The organism is Marmoricola sp. URHB0036, assembly GCF_000426045.1.
Classification (GTDB): Bacteria; Actinomycetota; Actinomycetes; order Propionibacteriales; family Nocardioidaceae; genus Marmoricola.
On the sequence record NZ_AUEP01000005.1, the window covers coordinates 304,989 to 322,563 of the forward strand.

Here is a 17,575-nt window from a genome sequence, read left to right on the forward strand (position 1 = left end):
AGATTTCGTTGCGTGGCGCAACCATCGACGCAACCCCGAGTCTCCCGCTTCGACAAGGACCACCCGCACTACCGGTGGGTGGCACTGTCCAACACCACCCTCGGCGTGCTGATGGCGACGATCAACTCCTCGATCGTGATCATCTCGCTGCCGGCGATCTTCCGCGGCATCGACCTGAACCCGCTCGAGCCGGGGAACGTCAGCTACCTGCTCTGGATCATCATGGGCTTCCTCGTCGTCTCGGCCGTGCTGGTGGTCACGCTCGGTCGGCTCGGCGACATGTTCGGCCGGGTGAAGATGTACAACCTCGGCTTCCTGGTCTTCTCGGTCTTCTCCGTGCTGCTCTCGGTCGACCCGTTCACGGGTGGCTCCGGCGCGATGTGGCTGATCGTGATGCGCATCGGTCAGGGTGTCGGCGGAGCGATGCTGTTCGCCAACTCCACCGCGATCCTCACCGACGCCTTCCCGGCCGAGCAGCGGGGCATGGCCCTGGGCATCAACCAGGTCTCGGCCATCGCCGGCTCCTTCCTCGGGCTGGTCATCGGCGGTCTGCTCTCGGAGTGGCACTGGCGGGCGGTGTTCTGGGTGAGCGTGCCGATCGGCATCCTGGGCACGGTGTGGGGCTACAAGTCCCTGGTCGAGCTCGGGGAGCGACGCGAGTCGAAGGTCGACGTACCCGGCAACCTGACCTTCGGCCTGGGCCTCACCGCACTACTGGTGGCGATCACCTACGGCATCCAGCCGTACGGCGAGCACAGCACCGGCTGGACCAACCCGTGGGTGCTCGGCGGGATGATCGGGGGGATCGCCCTGCTCGTGGCCTTCGTCATCGTCGAGCAGCACGTCGAGCACCCGATGGTGCCGATCAGCCTGTTCCGGATCCGGGCCTTCTCGATGGGCAACCTGGCCGGCCTGATGGCCTCGGTCGGCCGCGGTGGCCTGCAGTTCATGCTGATCATCTGGCTGCAGGGCATCTGGTTGCCGCTGCACGGCTACAACTACGAGTCCACGCCGTTGTGGGCGGGCATCTACATGCTGCCGCTGACGATCGGGTTCCTGGTGGCCGGACCGGCCTCGGGCTGGCTCTCCGACCGCTTCGGCGCACGGCTGTTCGCCACCGGCGGTCTGCTGGTGGTGGCGGTCAGCTTCATCGGGCTGCTGGCGATCCCGGTCGACTTCGCCTACTGGCTGTTCGCCCTGATCCTGCTCGTGAACGGCATCGGCAGCGGCCTGTTCACCGCGCCGAACACGACCGCGATCATGAACTCCGTCCCGGCCTACGAGCGCGGGGCCGCCTCCGGCATCCGGGGCACCGTCTTCAACTCCGGCACCTCGCTGTCCATCGGGGTGTTCTTCTCCCTGATGATCATCGGCCTGGCCAATGTCCTGCCGGACACGATGAGCAAGGGACTGACCGGCCAGGGCGTGCCGAGCAACGTCGCCCAGGACATCGGGCACCTGCCGCCGGTCGGCTCGCTGTTCGCGTCGTTCCTGGGCTACAACCCGATCAAGTCGTTGCTCGGTCCGACCGGCACGCTGGACCACCTGCCGCAGCACAACGCGGACGTGCTCACCGGCAAGGACTTCTTCCCGCACCTGATGTCGCAGCCGTTCCACCACGGCCTGGTGATCGTGTTCACCGCCGCCGCCGTGATGAGCGTGGTCGGCGCCGCCGCCTCGTGGAGTGCCGGGGGCAAGTTCGTGCACCAAGAGCCCGAGGGCGAGGCACTCGGCCGCGAGTGACGGGTCAGCGCTTGCGTGAGCCCTTGCGCTTGATCGGCACGTGCACCAGGGAGAACCCGGACTCGTCGTCGTCCTGCTCGGAGTCCTGGTCGAGATCCAGATCGGGGTCCTGGTCGGAGTCCGCGGACGGGGCGTGTCCGGCAGCGGCCGGCTCGACCGGCACCGCGACCGGCTCGGCCGAGGCATCGCTGGCCGCCGGCGGACCGGCCGGGCGTCGCGCCGTACGACGGCGGGTGCTGGTCACCAGCCGCGGCTCGGGACTCGGCTCGGGAGTCGGCTCGGCTGGCTCCTCCTGCTGCTCCGGCTCGGCAGAGGACGGCACGTCCTGGGGCTCGGGCGGGGTGCTCGACGGCGTGCCCAGCACCGACTTCTCGGGTCCCTCGTCCTGCACCTCGTCCGTGTCGTCCGTGGTGTCGTCCGTGACGTCGCTCTGGACCTCGTCAGGGCTCTCGTCCGGGAACTCGTCCTCGTCGGTCGTCTTCTCCGGCGGCTTGGAGCGGGCGAGGTCGGCCGGGGACGGCGTCGCGTGCGCTCCCCCGTTGCCGTTCCCGTTGCCGCCGTTGCCACCGCTGCTCGCACCCGTGCGGCCGCCGCCTCGGTTGCGGCCACCGCGACTGCGGCGGCCACGGGGCTCGTCGTCCTCGGACCTGCCGCCCGACTCGACCGGGTGGTCCTGGATCACGACACCACGGCCCTTGCAGTGCTCGCACTCGTGGCTGAACGCCTCGAGGAGGCCGGTGCCGATGCGCTTGCGGGTCATCTGCACCAGTCCGAGCGAGGTGACCTCGGCGACCTGGTGACGGGTGCGGTCGCGACCCAGGCACTCCACCAGCCGGCGGAGCACGAGGTCGCGGTTGGACTCGAGCACCATGTCGATGAAGTCGACGACGATGATGCCGCCGATGTCACGGAGCCGGAGCTGCCGGACGATCTCCTCGGCCGCCTCGAGGTTGTTCTTGGTGACCGTCTCCTCGAGGTTGCCGCCGGAGCCGGTGAACTTGCCGGTGTTCACGTCGACGACGGTCATCGCCTCGGTGCGGTCGATGATCAGCGAGCCGCCGGAGGGCAGCCACACCTTGCGGTCGAGACCCTTGGCGATCTGCTCGTCGACGCGGTACGTCGCGAACAGGTCCTTGCCGTTCTCACCGGGCTCGAAGCGCTCGAGCCGCTCCTGGAGATCGGGCGCGACGTGCGAGACGTAGTTCTCGACGAGGTCCCAGGCGTCATCACCCTGCACCACGAGCTTGCCGAAGTCCTCGGTGAACAGGTCGCGGACGACCTTGAGGGTGAGGTCCGGCTCGCCGTACAGCAGCTGCGGGGACTTGCCGGCCTTGACCTTCTCCTCGATGTCGTTCCAGCGGGCGGTGAGCCGCTCGACGTCGCGGGTCAGCTCGTCCTCCGAGGCGCCCTCGGCGGCGGTGCGCACGATCACGCCGGCGCTCTCGGGGACGATCTCCTTGAGCAGCGTCTTGAGGCGGTTGCGCTCGGTGTCGGGGAGCTTGCGGGAGATGCCGGAGGTGTTGCCCTCGGGCACGTAGACCAGGAAGCGACCCGGAAGGCTGACCTGACCGGTCAACCGGGCGCCCTTGTGGCCGACGGGGTCCTTGGTGACCTGCACGAGCACGGTCTGGCCCGAGGAGAGCACCGACTCGATCTTGCGGGGCTGACCCTCCTTGTGACCGACCGCCGCCCAGTTGACCTCACCGGCGTAGAGGACGGCGTTGCGGCCCTTACCGATGTCGACGAAGGCCGCCTCCATCGAGGGCAGCACGTTCTGGACGCGGCCGAGGTAGACGTTGCCGATCAGCGAGGTCTGCGACTCGCGGGCGACGTAGTGCTCGACGAGCACCTTGTCCTCGAGGACGCCGATCTGGGTCAGGTCGTCCTTCTGACGGATCACCATGACGCGGTCGACGGACTCGCGGCGGGCGAGGAACTCCGCCTCGCTGACGATCGGCGCCCTGCGACGCCCGGCCTCCCGGCCCTCGCGACGGCGCTGCTTCTTGGCCTCGAGGCGGGTGGAGCCGCCGATGCTGGTGATCTCGTCCTCGGGGTTGCGCTGCTTGCGTACCCGGGTGACGGTGTTGTCCGGGTCGTCGCCGGACCCGCCGGAGTCGTCACCCGAGCGGCGACGACGCCTGCGACGGCGGGAGGCGCCGGTCCCCTCGCCCCCGTCACCACCCTCGGAGCCGCCCGAGTCGCGGGACTCGTCGCTGTCGTCCTCGGAGTCGTCGCTGTCGTCGTCGGTGTCCGCGCTGCCGTCGGAGGGACGGCGGCGCCTGCGGCCTCCACGGCGGCGACGGCGGCGAGCGGCACCATCGCCGTCGCCGGAGTCGTCGGAGTCACCCTGCTCGTCGGTCTCGGGCTCCTCGGCTGCGGTGTCGTCGGCCGGGGTGTCCTCGCTCGCCTGGGCCTTCTTCGAGGCGCGCTTGCGAGGCGTCTCGGACTGCTCCTGGTCGGAGTCGTCGGCCTTGGCGGCGGCTGACTTCTTGGCCGCCTTCTTCCGGGGCGCGGCGGTCTTCTTCTCCGGGGCCTGGAACAGCACCATCGGCGCGACCGGGGCGTCGGGCCCGTCGTCGGGCGACTCGCCCTCGGCCGGCTCGGGGGCGGCCGCCTTCTTGCGGGAGGCGGCCTTCTTCTTGGGCTTGGCCGGAGCCTCCTCCGCAGGGGCCGCGCTGTCGGTCTCGGTGCCCTCGGCGGGCGGCTCGGCCGCCTTGGCGGCCTTCTTGGCGCCGGACTTCTTGGCGGCGGCCTTCTTGGCCGGCGCCTTCGCGGCCTTCTTGGCCGCGGTCTTCTTCACCGGCGCGTCGGGCGCGGGATCGGTGGGGGGTGCTGCGGTGGTCTCCGGGGTGGTCTCCGAAGTGGTCTCCGGGGTGGTGATGTCGGAGGTGGTGTCGTCGTTGTCGAGCACTGATGAGCCCTTCGTGCACCTCACCTGACTGTCACCCAGGCGACGGTGCTGGTCGCGGCGTACGGCGTCGGGGCGAGCCCTGCGGCGTACGACAAAGCCTTCGGTCGGCGACGACACCCTCCGCGGCATCGCGTCACATGTGTGATCCCCTCGCACCAACCGCGGTCGCCGGGCTGCCTAGCGCAATGAAGCTGTCACCTTCACTGCCCAGCCGCGTCGCGGTCGGGTGCCAATGGATCACCCACCGTGCCGTTCTTCTCGTCCAACGGTCCCTGGGCCAGTCGCTGCTGCAAAACGGCGGTGACCCGGAGTCCGGAAGCCTGGTGAAGAGCGGCGAGAACGTCGTCGGGTCTCACGGACGGCGAACCGTGTCGCAAGACCACGTCGAGTATCGCACACGCCCCGGGACCGGGACGCGAATCGCCGGGCTCACCCCCAGGTTCCTCGACCGGGTCGACCAGGTCGACCGAGGCGATGGCGGCGCGGGCGTCGAAGCTGCGCAGCCCCTTCTTGGTCATCCGCTCGACCACGACCTCGTCGGTCGCGAGCAGCGCACGGACTGCGGCCGCCGCCTCCTCGGCTGAGACACCGTCGAGGGTGAGTCGCCACCAGGAGGCCTCGAGCCGGTCGGCCAGGGCACCGCCGGAGCTGGCGACGACCTCGAGCACGTCGAGACCCGGGGGCAGGGCCGCGTCGATGTCCTCGTGGGCACGGGCCGGGTCGAGCTCCTCGGCGAGCGCGATCTCGAGGTACTCGGCCTCGCTGGCCGACCCGGTGGGGGCCGCACCGGCGTAGGAGATGCGCGGGTGCGGGTTGAACCCCGATGAGTAGGCCATCGGGATGCGAGCCCTGAAGACGGCCCGCTCGAAGGCCCGGCTGAAGTCACGGTGGCTGGTGAACCGGAGCCGTCCCCGCTTGGCGTAGCGCAGCCGCAGGCGCTGGACGGGCGGCGGCTGTTGCTGGGGCTGTTCACGCACGTCGCGTGACCCTACCCGCGCCGACTCAGGGAAGCAGGGCCGACTTCATCTGCCGCGAGGCGTAGACCGTGGAGACCTTCTGCCCCTCCAGCCATTTGGTGAGCCGCTCGGCCTCGTCCTGGAGGGCCGCGAGCGCCTCCGCACCCGGGTCGCCACGGGGTACGACGACCACGGCCCCGTCGGGGTCCTGGACCCAGCACCCCACGACCCGTCCGCACCACCACGCGGTGCTGCCACCGTTGCCGTTGGTGTCGAAGAGGAAGGGCCGGTCCTCGGGGTGGAGGTAGAAGTCGCGCTGCTTCCAGCCCATCGTGGTCGGGTCGAGCACCGGCAGCAGCGCGGCCCACGGCTCGGGCTCGGGCACGTCGTCGACGTCGTCGGGCAGCAGGTAGCCGACCCCTTCGGCGAGCGAGACCTCCACCGCGTCGAGGTCCCGGAGCGCCTGCCGCACGGCGGCCTTGGTCGACCCGAGCCACCAGACCAGGTCGGCCTCGGTGCCGGGCCCGAAGCGCTGCAGCCAGCGCCGGACGAGCTCGCGGTAGCCGGCCTCGGCCGGCGCCTTGGTGACGGCCTCGCCGAGCCACTCCTCGGTGAGCGTCCAGCGCGGTCTGGAGGTGCGCCAGTCGCCCTCGTTGTCGCCACGCAGCACCACGCCGGTGGCGCCGAGCGTGCTCAGCACGCGGGGCGCGATCGGCATGTGCCCTCCGTAGGACTTGCCCGGCGACATGTGCAACCGGCGAGACAGGGGCGGGATCTGCTCACGCAGCTCGGCGGTGGTCAAGGGGGTGTCGGCCAGCGCCTCGAGCACGGTGTTGAACATCCGGTTGATCCAGACGTCGCCGCGCTTGGCGATCCCGTTGGCCTCGATCTCCTTGGCGAGCCTGGTGCGCAGCACCTGGGCGACCCGATCGGAGGCACTGCCCCACACGTGCGGCAGCACGTCGCGGGGGAAGGTGAACAGGGTGCGTCGCATCGCGAGCTGCTTGACCACCGACCGGTCGGAGTAGAGCGCCCGGGCGATGTCCTCGCGGGTGGCGTCGCACCGGGTCGCCACCGACAGGTAGACGCTCGGGGCCTCGGTCGCGTGCAGGCAGGCGATCGACGCCACCGCCTCCTCGACCGTCTCGACCCGGACCGCGAGGGCGTGCCTGACACCCAGCCGCGCCCGCCGTTGCCCGTCGGAGATCTCGCGCATGGAGAGATCGTCGCACCCGCCGCCGACAGGCGAGACCGGCTCCGGCACGATGCTCGGGTGTCCGCACCGACCCGCCGCCGCCTCCAGCGCGGGCTGGTGATCCTCGGCATCGTGGTGCTGGCCTTCAACCTGCGCCCGGCCGCGGTCAGCGTCGGCCCGGTCCTCGGTGAGGTCAGCGCCGGGCTCGGCATGACGACCACCGAGACCGGCGTACTCACCTCGCTGCCGGTGCTGGCGTTCGCCGTCTTCGGCGCGCTGGCTCCACGCCTGGCGCGGATGATCGGCCTGCACCGGGTGACCCTGGTGGCGCTGCTGTGCGTGGTGGCCGGGCTGGGCGTGCGCTCCTCGGTGCACTCACCGTTTGTGTTCCTGCTGCTCTCCCTGCTCGCCCTGGCCGGGATGGCGACCGCCAACGTGCTGCTGCCCTCGCTGGTCAAGCTGCACTTCCCCCGCCACGTGGGGCTGATGACCTCCGTCTACTCCACCGCACTGGCGATCGGACTTACCTCGGCGTCCGTGCTCACCGTCCCGATCAGCGACGCGTACGACGGATGGCGCTCCGGCCTGTTCGTGTGGTCGCTGACCGCCGCGATCGCGGTGCTCCCGTGGCTGGGCCTGATCGGCCATGACCGACGGCCCGAGGAGGTGAAGGGCAACATCGGCCTGCTCGACGTGGCGCGTACCCGACTCGGCTGGCTGATGGCGCTGTTCTTCGGACTCCAGTCGCTGCAGGCGTACTCGATCTTCGGCTGGTTCGCCGAGCTCTACCGCGACGCGGGGTTCTCGGCCCACACGGCCGGACTGCTGCTCGGCGTGATCACCGGGATCAGCATCCCGTTGTCCTTCCTGATCCCCTGGCTGGTCTCCCGGATGCACAACCAGACGCTGCTGATGTGCCTGGTGATGGGCTGCTACCCGATCGGCTACCTCGGCCTGATCTTCGCTCCGGCCTCGGGAGCGTGGGCCTGGGCCGTGCTGGTCGGCATCGGTACGACGACCTTCCCGCTGATCCTGACCCTGATCGGACTGCGGGCCAGGACACCCGCCGGCACGGCAGCGCTGTCGGGGTTCGCCCAGTCGATCGGCTACCTCATCGCGGGCATCGGGCCGTTCGGGATCGGCCAGCTCAACGACCTCTCCGGCGGCTGGACGGTGCCGCTGATCGCGCTGCTGGTCGTGACGATCCCCCAGCTGCTGCTCGGCCTGGCGGTCTCGCGGCCGGCGTACGTCGAGGACGAGCTGGACGCAGGCTGAAGCCCCCAGGCCCGAGGACCTGGGGGCGACGGTTCAGCCGGTCAGCGCGGGAAGCGGAGGACGTGCCCCGGACCCGTGGGGTTGCCCTGGTCGTCGGTCGGCGCGAGCTGACCCACGAAGAGCTTGTACTTCGTCGCCTCGACGGAAACGGGCTGGGCGAGCGACCGGACGGTCACCAGCTTGCCGTTGCGGATGGTCGAGATGCGGCCGCCGAAGAGCTCGGCGACGTACACCTGGTTGTTCCACACCGCGAGGTTGGTGGCACCGTTGAACCCGCCGTGGATCCGGATCACCTTGCCGTGCCTGGTGATCTTGTAGACCGCGCCACGAGCGCCCAGGGCAGGACCCTCCGGACCGCCGGGCAGCACGGAGACCCACAGGTTGCCGTGGCTGTCGCGCTCGACGTCGGTGGGCACCGGCTCGAAGGCGTAGCGCACGCCGACCAGGCAGTCGGGGGCTCCCAACGCGTCGGCCTGGGCCTGCGTGAAGGTGATCGGCTGCCGCGGCAGCAGCGCCACCACGGAGATCCGGCCCGTCCTGCTGATGCGCAGGATGTCGTTTCCGGCCGCCTCGGCCACCGCCCAGGCGCCACCGGGCAGGGACGCGAGCTGGTAGGGGTGCGAGTCGACGACGCCGGTGTAGCGCGCGGGCGGGCTTCCCGGCTCCGAGGTCAAGAAGTCCGCCGCGCACTGGTTGTAGTTCTTGATGATGCCGTAGTGCACGTTGCCGTCAGGGTTGTGGACGGCCTCGAAGCGGCGCACCTTGATGACCTGCGGCTTGCGCCCGGGACGGCGCACGACCACGCGACTGGTCTTGTCGGTGGTGACGCTGTAGGCGAGCTTCTTGCCGGACACGGCGACGCCCTCGGCTCCCCCACTGACGATGATCGACTTCTTGCCGCTCTTCAGACGGGTCACGGTGCCCTTGAAGCCGTCGGTCCACCAGACCGTGCCGCCGCGTACGGCGATCTGGAACGGCGCGAGCACGGACGAGTCGAGCGTGCGGGCTTCGGACGTGGGCTTGGCCGACGCCGGCGCCGCGGCTGATGCGGCCAGCGCCAGTGCGGCGGAAACGGCCGCGACGGTGGTGGTGATCAGGGTCCTGTTGCGCAGACTCATGGGTCCTCCCCGGGATGTGAGCACCGCACCGGGCTGGCCCCGATGCGGCCCGGCAACTCCCCGTCGCCGGACGTCCTCGGGACGCTACCGACGGGCAACTATCCGGTCTCTACCCGTTCCGTAATGTCCGTGTCGCGGTCTAGGCCGTCCCGCCCGCGGTGTCCTGCCGGACCGCCGGCTGGCCGGGGCGTACCCAGCCGCTCTCGTAGGCGAGCACCACGAGCTGAGCGCGGGAGCGTCGTCCGAGCTTGGTGAACAGCCGGTTCATGTGGGTCTTCACCGTGGCCTCGGAGACGACCAGGGTCGCCGCGATCTCGGTGTTGCCGAGTCCCGTGGCCACGAGCGCCAGCACCTCTCGCTCCCGCTCGGTCAGGCAGACGAGCGCCTCCGGCACGCCTGCGACCGGTGCCGGGCCGCGCACGTGCTGCTCGATGAGCCGCTGGGTGAGCGCAGGGGACAGCAGCGCCTCGCCTGCGTGGACGGTCTCGATCCCGGAGACAAGACGGTCGGGGGCCGTGGCCTTCAGCAGGAAGCCCGCGGCACCGGCTCGCAGTGCGTCGTAGACGTAGGAATCCACGTCGTACGTCGTCAGCACCAGGACACGCGTCTCCAGGCGTCGAACCGCGATCTCGCGCGTGGCCGCGATGCCGTCCAGGACCGGCATCCTGACGTCCATCAGCACGACATCGGGTCGCAGGGACGTGACTGCCTCGACCGCCTGGCGCCCGTCGGCGGCCTCCCCGATCACCTCGATCCCCCGCGCTTCCAGCACCATGCGCAGCCCCGATCGGATCAGGTCCTGGTCGTCGGCGATCACGACACTGGTCATGACTGTCGCTCCACAGGAAGCGTCGCGGCCAGCTCGAAGCACCCCTCAGAGGCGCCGTGCGTGAGCGTGCCACCCAGCAGCGAGACCCGCTCGGCCAACCCGCGCAGACCGAGTCCCGACCCCATCGACGGCCGGGCGGGTCCCGTCGGGTTGGTGGCGCGGATGGCCACCCCTGCCCCGGTCGCGGTGATCTCCAGACTCGCTGTCCCCTGCCCGTAGCGCAGCGCGTTGGTCAGCGCCTCCTGAGCGATGCGGTAGGCCGAGACGTCGATCCCTGCGGGCAGTCGCACGAGCTCCTCGTCGATGACCAGCTCCACGTGCAGGCCCTCGGCACGGAACTCGCGGACCAGTCGCTCGAGGTCGGACACACCCGGCGCCGGGTTCAGACCGAGCTCGTCGGAGTCGTCGCGGATCACGTGCAGCAGCCGGCCCGTCTCGGCCAGCGCCCGACGACCTGTGTCGGCGACATCGCGCAGCACCACTTCGGCGCGCTCGGGATCGGTGCGCACAAGGTCCTGTGCTGCGGCAGTCTGCACCACCATCGCGCTCACCGAGTGCGCGATGACGTCGTGCAGCTCGCGGGCGATGCGGTCGCGCTCAGCACGTACGGCCTCGCGAGTGACCAGCTCCTCACGTTCCTCGAGCAGTGCCTTCTGCGCGGCGAGCCGTCGCACCAACCGGCCGAAGACGTACGGCGGGACCAGCAGTGTCGCGACGAACACGACATCGGAGAAGTTGTGGTCCCGCGCATCCTCGAAGACGTAGTCGCTGAAGGTGACCAGGGCGATCACGGCCACGCCGACGAGGCCGCGGAGGTCGGCGACCCACCGCGCCAGCGTGTACACCGAGACGGCCCAGAACAGCAGGGGCACGGCGGGCTCGTCGAGCTGCGGACCGACGTACGGCATCACGAGGAGGACGCAGGGCGCCAACGTGCCCACGAGGAGGGGCGCGCTCCGCCTGAACGCGAGCAGCACGGCGGTCACGAGCTCGATGGCGACTCCCCAGCCCCAGCGCTCGGGGCGCAGCATGGCCATCTCGACGCCGCCCAGCACGAAGATGCTGCCGGCGAGCACAACGTCGAAGCGTCCTGGCGGGATCGGCCTGCCCACCACCGCAGGTTACGGCGAGTGCAGCGCCATGTCCGTCAACCCGAGGGTGGAGATCGGACCCATCCGAGGGCTGACGACCGTGGCGCCCGGAATTCCTAGCGTCGGAGCCACCCCAGCTACCTCGACCGCGGGAGGCAACGACATGAAGGACAGGACAATCGGACGGCTCGCCTGGGTGATGGCCTGGGTCGGCTTGGTCGCGGGTCAGTTCCACGCGATGGCGCGCCACAACACCGTCGATGGCAAGGAAGACCTGCAGATCTGGACGACCCGGGTGTGGTCGGACCCGGCACGGGAATTCTTCGGCCCGGCTCTCGACTGGGCGAACCCCGACGCGGTCTACCTCACCTACGGGAAGATCTGGCTCCCGGTCTTCGTGGCGTTCACGCTGTGCGCCTTCGTCGTACGGCGTCGCCGGCGCCCCGTCGGCTTCGAGAGGTGGGCCTGGAGGTTGGCGCTGAGTGGCTACGTGCTCGCCTGCGTGGGTGTCTTCTGCGACTACTGGACCCAGTGGAGCACCTACAACGCCTTCTTCGACGTGGCCTTCCTGATCACGTTGCCCGGGTTCGCGCTGACACTGCTCGGATCGACACTGCTGGGCGTGGTCCTGCTGCGCAGGGCCTTCGTGCCGCGCCTGACCGCATGGCTGCTGGCCCTGACGCTTCCCCTGGCCTTCGGCATCCTGCAGCTCACGTCAATGGGCAGTGCCGCCCTGCCGGTGATGTTCGCGTTCGGCATCGCCGGGAGGCGACTGGCCCGCGCATCGGAGACCGCCAGCACCACGTCGTCGGCGACCCGACCGGTGCACTCCGGTTGAGGGCGGCCATGTACGCACCCCCCTGTCCCGGGTCAGACTGTCTGCATGGAGCTGAGGGAGCGCCAGGGGCAGCTCTCCGCCTTGCAGCAGTACGCCCGGGAGGCCCGCGAGGGCCGCGGCCGTCTCGTGCTGGTGTCCGGTGAGGCGGGAGTCGGCAAGTCCGCCCTGGTGGAGGCATTCGTCGAGGAGTGCGCGTATGCCCGCGTGCTGACGGGCGCCTGCGACGGACAGTTCACGCCGCGGCCGCTGGGCCCGCTGCTCGACATCGCGGTCCAGGCGGGCGGCACGCTCGGTCGGCTGGTGGCCGAGGTGGCGCCGCGGGAGTCCCTGTTCGCGGCGGCCAGGGACGAGCTCGCTGACGGGCCGCTGACCATCGCGGTGGTCGAGGACGTGCACTGGGCCGACGAGGCCACCCTCGATCTGATCCGCTTCCTGGCGCGCCGGCTTCGGGACGCGCGCTGCCTGCTGTTGGTGACCTACCGCGACCAGGGCCTGCCGTTCAACGATCCCCTGCTGATCTCGCTGGGTGACCTGTCCTCGCTGCCGGGCACGCGCCGCATCGCCGTACCTCCCCTCACGCGGGCCGCCGTCGCCGAGCTCGCCGTCGACGGACCGGTCTCCGGCGACGAGCTCTACCGGCTCACCCGGGGCAACCCGTTCTACGTCGGTGAGGTGCTTCGCGGCGTTCCGGGCGAGGTGCCTCCCTCGGCCCGGGACGCGGTGCTGGCCAGATTGGCGCAGCTGCCTCCCGCCGGCCTGCGGTACGCCGAGGCGGCCTCCCTGCTCGGCACCCGGATCGACCCCGCGCTGCTCGTCGAGGTGGGCGGGGACGACCCCTCGGCCCTCGACGCGCTGGTCGTCACCGGGCTGCTGGTGAGTGACGGCACCGGGCTCCGCTTCCAGCACGAGCTGGCCCGGGTCGCGGTCGAGCAGGAGACCGCGGCCCACCGTCGTCAGCCCCTGCACCAGCGGATCCTGGCGGCCCTCGTCGAGCGTGGCGTCGCCGACGACGCCCGACTCGCCTACCACGCGGAGGGAGCAGCCGACGCCGCGGCAGTGCTCCGCTACGCGCCCGAGGCGGCTCGCCGTGCCGCTTCCCTCCGCTCCCACCGCGAGGCCGCCCTGCAGCTCGAGCGCGCCCTCCGGTTCGCCGACGACGAACCCGTCACCGCCCGCGCCAGGCTGTACGACGCCCTCGCCCGCGAGATCTCCCTCCTCGATCGCTGGGACATCGCCGCCGAGCACGCCCAGCGTGCCCTCGCCCTCTGGGAGGAGGCCGACGACGCCGAGGCTCGCTCCGGCACCGAGTCGTTCCTGTGCCGGGTGATGTGGCGACTCAACCGCGGCCAGGAGGGTCTCGCCCTGGCCCAACAGGCCGTCCGCACCGTCGAGGGCCTCGGCGACACGCCCGCACTCGCCCGCGCCACCACCGATCTCGCCGCCCTGCTCTGCGAGGAGGTCCGCAACGAGGAGGTGCTGGCGGTTCTCGACCGCGCCGAGCGACTGGCGCGGAGCCTCGACCTGCCCGACGTGCTCAGTGATGCCCTCAACACCCGGGCCTGCGTGCTCGGGATGATGGAGGATCCCGGCTGGTTCGAGGTGATGCGCACCAGCATCGAGATGGCCCGCGACCACGGGTTGCACAGCCAGAGCGGGCGCGGCTACGCCAACATGCACGACCTGCTGGCCAAGGCACACCGGTTCCCGGAGGCGGTCAGCCTGTACCGCGAGGGGATGGCCTACTGCAACGACCACGACATCGCCACCTACGGCAGCTGCCTGCTCGCCGGGCAGGCGGCGGTCGAGCTCGACCTGGGGCACTGGGACGACGCGGAGTCGATGAGCCGACAGGTCCTCGCCAAGCCCTACCTCTCCCCCGCCAACGCGATCCCTCCCCACAAGACCCTCGGGCAGCTGCTCGGCCGGCGGGGTGACCCGGCCGCCCTGGAGCACCTCGACGCGGCCGTCGGGTCGGCGACCGAGACCGGCGAGGCGGGATGGCTCGGGATCACGCTGCCCGAGCGCGCCGAGGTGCACTGGTTGCTCGGCGACTCCGCAGCGGCGTTGGCGGACTTCCAGGGCGCGTGGCCGGTCGTCGAGAAGATGAACGGCTGGCGGCGGGGTCTGGTGGCCGTCTGGCTGCGTCGTCTGGGCCAGCCGGTCGCCCTCGACATCGACGACCTGCCCGAACCGGCCCGGCTGTCTCTGCAGGGTGACCACGAGGCGGCCGCCCGAGCCTGGGAGTCGCTGCTCTGCCCGTGGGAGGCGGCCCTCGCGCGCTACGACGCCGGCACCGAGGAGTCCCTGCGCGAAGCGTTGGCCGGCTTCGAGACGCTCGGGGCCGACGCAGCGGCACGCCTGTGCCGGCGAGGGCTGCGGCGGCTCGGCGTACGTTCCGTGCCGGTTGGTGCCCGGGCCACCACCCGCGAGCACCCCGCCGGGCTGACGCCTCGTGAGAGCGAGGTCCTCGAGCTCCTCGTGGAAGGGCTCCGCAACGACGAGATCGCCGGGCGGCTGGTCATCTCGGTCAAGACCGTCGACCACCACGTCTCGGCAGTGCTCGCCAAGCTCGGCGTCGGCTCGCGCAGCGCCGCGGCCAGCGAGGCCCGGCGCCTCGGGCTCGACGCCCTGCCCAGATAGAGCCGAGATAGGGAACCGCCACCCACAACATGGGGAGTTCTCCGGATTCCCCCGGGAGCGCGCACTCCTAGCGTCGTTGGTGTCCGAGAACACCAACGAAGGAGGAGCGACATGCCGCTCTACATGGACGTCCACCGCCTCGATGGCGGAGTCAGCGTCGACGATGTCGCCAAGGCCCACATGGCCGACCTGCAGACGCAGGACAAGTACGGCGTCGACTACCAGCGCTACTGGGTCGACGAGCAGGAGGGGGCCATCTTCTGCCTGGTCGAGGCCCCGTCGGCCGACGCCGCGACCACCGTGCACCGGGAGGCGCACGGGCTCGTCGCCGAGGAGATCTTCGAAGTCAAGGAGGGGTCGTGATGCGCGGACGACTGTTCGCCACGGCGCTGGCGGCCGGAGTCGCCCTCTCGGGGGTCCTGCTCGCTCCACCGGCCACGGCCGGCGTACGCCACGACGTGCACGCCGCTCGCGTCGCCACCCGGCACTTCCAGACGCCGGCCCCGGCGATCAAGCAGGGCTTCGGCCTGGTGCGGGACAAGAAGGGGATCGCCTGCATCGCCATGCCCGGCATGGGCGCGATGGGCGTGCACTACCTGCTCGGCTCGCGCCTCGACGGCACCATCCAGCTGCGCCGGCCCGAGGCCCTGGTCTACCGCTTCGCCCGCAACGGGCACCTGCGCCTGGCCGCGCTGGAGTACCTCGTGCTGCGCGCGGACTGGGAGAAGGTCCACGGCGCCAACGCACCGCGGCCGAAGCTGTTCGGCCACACCTTCAACCGGACCCTCGCGGGCAATCGGTTCGGCCTTCCGGAGTACTACTCCCTGCACGCCTGGGTGTGGAAGCACAACCCGATGGGTCAGTTCACGATGTGGAACCCGCGCGTCTACTGCCCGCCGGGGATCTGAGGGGGGTGCGGTTTCCCCGGACGTCCGGGGATTCTGTGGGCTGGCAGGCAGAACTTTGCCTGCCAGCCCGTGGTTTCCCCGGACGTCCGGGGATTCCCACGCCCTCAGACGACCGACAGCGGCAGCAGCTGCTGCCCGGTGGGACCGATCTGGATGTCGGTGCCCATCTCGGGGCAGACGCCGCAGTCGTAGCAGGGGGTCCAGCGGCAGTCCTCGACGTCGATCGAGTCGGGGTCGAGGGCGTCCTCCCAGTCCTGCCAGAGCCAGTCCTTGTCGAGGCCGGAGTCGAGGTGGTCCCAGGGCAGCACCTCGTCGTAGGTCCGCTCCCGTGTGGTGAACCACTCCAGCGTCACGCCGTGGGTCGGCAGCACGCGCTCGGCCGCAGCGATCCACCGGTCGTAGGAGAAGTGCTCGCTCCAGCCGTCGAAGCGGCCGCCGTCGCGCCACACCTGCTCGATGACCCGGCCGACCCGACGGTCGCCGCGCGAGAGGAGTCCCTCGATGATCCCGGGCTTGCCGTCGTGGTAGCGGAAGCCGATGGCGCGGCCGTAGCGACGGTCGGAGCGCACCTCCTCGCGGAGCTTGCGAAGCCGCTCGTCGGTCGTCTCCACGTCGAGCTGGGAGGCCCACTGGAACGGGGTGTGCGGCTTGGGCACGAACCCGCCGATCGAGACGGTGCACCGGATGTCGTTGTGCCCCGCGACCTTGCGTCCCTCGGCGATGACCTTCTTGGCCAGGTCGGCGATCGCCAGGACGTCCTCGTCGGTCTCGGTCGGCAGGCCGCACATGAAGTAGAGCTTCACCTGCCGCCAGCCGTGGGAGTACGCCGCGGAGACCGTGCGGATCAGGTCCTCCTCGGTGACCATCTTGTTGATCACCTTGCGCATCCGCTCCGAGCCGCCCTCGGGGGCGAACGTCAACCCAGAGCGACGGCCGTTGCGGGAGAACTCGTTGGCCAGGGTGATGTTGAAGGCGTCCACCCGCGTGCTCGGCAGCGACAACGAGACGTTGGTGCCCTCGTAGCGGTCGGCCAGCCCCTTGGCCACCTCGCCGATCTCGGAGTGGTCGGCGCTGGACAGCGAGAGCAGGCCGACCTCCTCGAAGCCTGACTTGCGGATGCCGTTCTCGACCATGTCACCGATGGTCGAGATGGACCGCTCCCGCACCGGGCGGGTGATCATCCCGGCCTGGCAGAAGCGGCAGCCACGGGTGCAGCCGCGGAAGATCTCCACGCTGAACCGCTCGTGCACGGTCTCGGCGAGCGGCACCAGCGGGCTGCGCGGGTAGGGCCAGGCATCGAGGTCCATCAGGGTGTGCTTGCGCACGCGGTCGGGTACGCCGGGACGGTTGGGCGTCACTGCGAGCAGAGCACCGTCGTCGTCGTACGACACGTCGTAGAAGCGGGGCACGTAGACGCCACCACTGGCGGCCAACCGCCACAGCAGCTCGTCGCGACCACCTGGCGAGCCCTCGCCCTTCCACTCCCGGACGACCTCGCTGATGGCGAGCACGATCTCCTCGCCGTCACCGAGGACGACGGCGTCGACGAAGTCCGCGATCGGCTCGGGGTTGAAGGCCGCGTGTCCACCCGCCAGCACGATCGGGTCGTCCGGGGTGCGGTCGACGGAGTGCATTGGGATACCCGCGAGGTCGAGCGCGTTCAGCATGTTGGTGTAGCCCAGCTCGGTGGAAAACGAGACGCCGAAGACGTCGAAGTCTCGTACTGGACGGTGCCCATCCACCGTGAACTGGGGTATTCCGTGCTCTCGCATCACCGACTCCATGTCGGGCCACACGGAATACGTCCGTTCTGCGAGCAAACCCTCGCGCTCGTTGAGGATTTCATAGAGGATCTGCACACCCTGGTTCGGCAGGCCAACCTCGTACGCGTCGGGGTACATCAACACCCAACGGACGTCGGCCTCGTGCCACGACTTCTGGACGGAGTTGAGCTCCCCGCCGACGTATTGGATCGGCTTGCTCACTCCCCCGAGGTGGGGTTCGAGCGTGGCGAAGATCGACTCACCAGTTGAGACGGGCATGCATGAACCTTTCAGGTTTGGGGGAGACC

Annotated in this window: 13 protein-coding genes; 6 read left to right on the forward strand and 7 right to left on the reverse strand. The window is 70.4% G+C overall.

Annotation, left to right across the window (positions count from 1 at the left end):
- Positions 1 to 12: 12 nt before the first annotated feature.
- Positions 13 to 1,743, forward strand: a complete 1,731-nt coding sequence (locus H976_RS24860) for an MFS transporter (protein ID WP_036224917.1) — start codon at positions 13 to 15, stop codon at positions 1,741 to 1,743.
- 4 nt (positions 1,744 to 1,747) lie between these two features.
- Here the strand turns inward: H976_RS24860 and H976_RS28555 are convergent, their stop codons facing one another.
- The 3 genes from H976_RS28555 to H976_RS0106470 form a co-directional block, all read right to left on the reverse strand.
- A complete protein-coding gene (locus H976_RS28555) occupies positions 1,748 to 4,783 on the reverse strand; it encodes an Rne/Rng family ribonuclease (protein ID WP_081682705.1) in 3,036 nt (1,011 codons plus the stop codon).
- Between the two features lie 71 nt (positions 4,784 to 4,854).
- Entirely contained in the window at positions 4,855 to 5,631 is a 777-nt protein-coding gene (locus tag H976_RS24870; RefSeq protein ID WP_036224920.1) for a TIGR03936 family radical SAM-associated protein, read from the reverse strand.
- Positions 5,632 to 5,656: 25 nt separating this feature from the next.
- On the reverse strand, positions 5,657 to 6,826 hold the full coding sequence (locus H976_RS0106470) for a winged helix DNA-binding domain-containing protein (protein WP_027860883.1): 1,170 nt from the start codon (positions 6,824 to 6,826) through the stop codon (positions 5,657 to 5,659).
- Between the two features lie 57 nt (positions 6,827 to 6,883).
- On the opposite strand from H976_RS0106470, the gene H976_RS0106475 reads away from it, so the two are divergent.
- Positions 6,884 to 8,080, forward strand: coding sequence for an MFS transporter (locus tag H976_RS0106475; protein WP_027860884.1), 1,197 nt, complete (start codon positions 6,884 to 6,886; stop codon positions 8,078 to 8,080).
- A gap of 41 nt (positions 8,081 to 8,121) precedes the next feature.
- Here H976_RS0106475 and H976_RS24875 read toward each other — a convergent pair whose 3' ends face one another.
- The 3 genes from H976_RS24875 to H976_RS28560 all read right to left on the reverse strand — a co-directional run bounded on the left by H976_RS24875 (position 8,122) and on the right by H976_RS28560 (position 11,139).
- On the reverse strand, positions 8,122 to 9,198 hold the full coding sequence (locus H976_RS24875; RefSeq protein ID WP_051276308.1) for a ScyD/ScyE family protein: 1,077 nt from the start codon (positions 9,196 to 9,198) through the stop codon (positions 8,122 to 8,124).
- Positions 9,199 to 9,337: 139 nt separating this feature from the next.
- Entirely contained in the window at positions 9,338 to 10,027 is a 690-nt protein-coding gene (locus H976_RS24880; RefSeq protein ID WP_036224924.1) for a response regulator transcription factor, read from the reverse strand.
- A complete protein-coding gene (locus H976_RS28560; protein ID WP_155918016.1) occupies positions 10,024 to 11,139 on the reverse strand; it encodes a sensor histidine kinase in 1,116 nt (371 codons plus the stop codon). The genes H976_RS24880 and H976_RS28560 overlap by 4 nt, the downstream gene beginning before the upstream one ends.
- A gap of 142 nt (positions 11,140 to 11,281) precedes the next feature.
- Here H976_RS28560 and H976_RS0106495 point away from each other — a divergent pair, with 142 nt between their 5' ends.
- The 4 genes from H976_RS0106495 to H976_RS28565 all read left to right on the forward strand — a co-directional run bounded on the left by H976_RS0106495 (position 11,282) and on the right by H976_RS28565 (position 15,504).
- Positions 11,282 to 11,956 carry a hypothetical protein gene (locus H976_RS0106495; protein WP_027860885.1) on the forward strand — a complete coding sequence of 225 codons (675 nt, stop codon included), beginning with the start codon at positions 11,282 to 11,284 and terminating at the stop codon, positions 11,954 to 11,956.
- A 45-nt stretch (positions 11,957 to 12,001) separates the two neighbouring features.
- Positions 12,002 to 14,596: an AAA family ATPase gene (locus H976_RS0106500; protein ID WP_027860886.1), complete on the forward strand. Its 2,595-nt coding sequence runs from the start codon at positions 12,002 to 12,004 to the stop codon at positions 14,594 to 14,596.
- 111 nt (positions 14,597 to 14,707) lie between these two features.
- The gene (locus tag H976_RS0106505; RefSeq protein WP_155918018.1) at positions 14,708 to 14,959 is read left to right on the forward strand and encodes a DUF4242 domain-containing protein; all 252 of its coding nucleotides are present in this window, start codon (positions 14,708 to 14,710) and stop codon (positions 14,957 to 14,959) included.
- Positions 14,959 to 15,504 (forward strand): hypothetical protein, encoded by a 546-nt coding sequence (locus H976_RS28565; protein ID WP_155918020.1) that lies wholly within the window; start codon positions 14,959 to 14,961, stop codon positions 15,502 to 15,504. Before H976_RS0106505 ends, H976_RS28565 begins: the two co-directional genes overlap by 1 nt.
- 104 nt (positions 15,505 to 15,608) lie before the next feature.
- Here H976_RS28565 and H976_RS0106515 read toward each other — a convergent pair whose 3' ends face one another.
- Positions 15,609 to 17,546, reverse strand: coding sequence for a TIGR03960 family B12-binding radical SAM protein (locus tag H976_RS0106515; protein WP_027860888.1), 1,938 nt, complete (start codon positions 17,544 to 17,546; stop codon positions 15,609 to 15,611).
- Between the last annotated feature and the right edge of the window lie 29 nt (positions 17,547 to 17,575).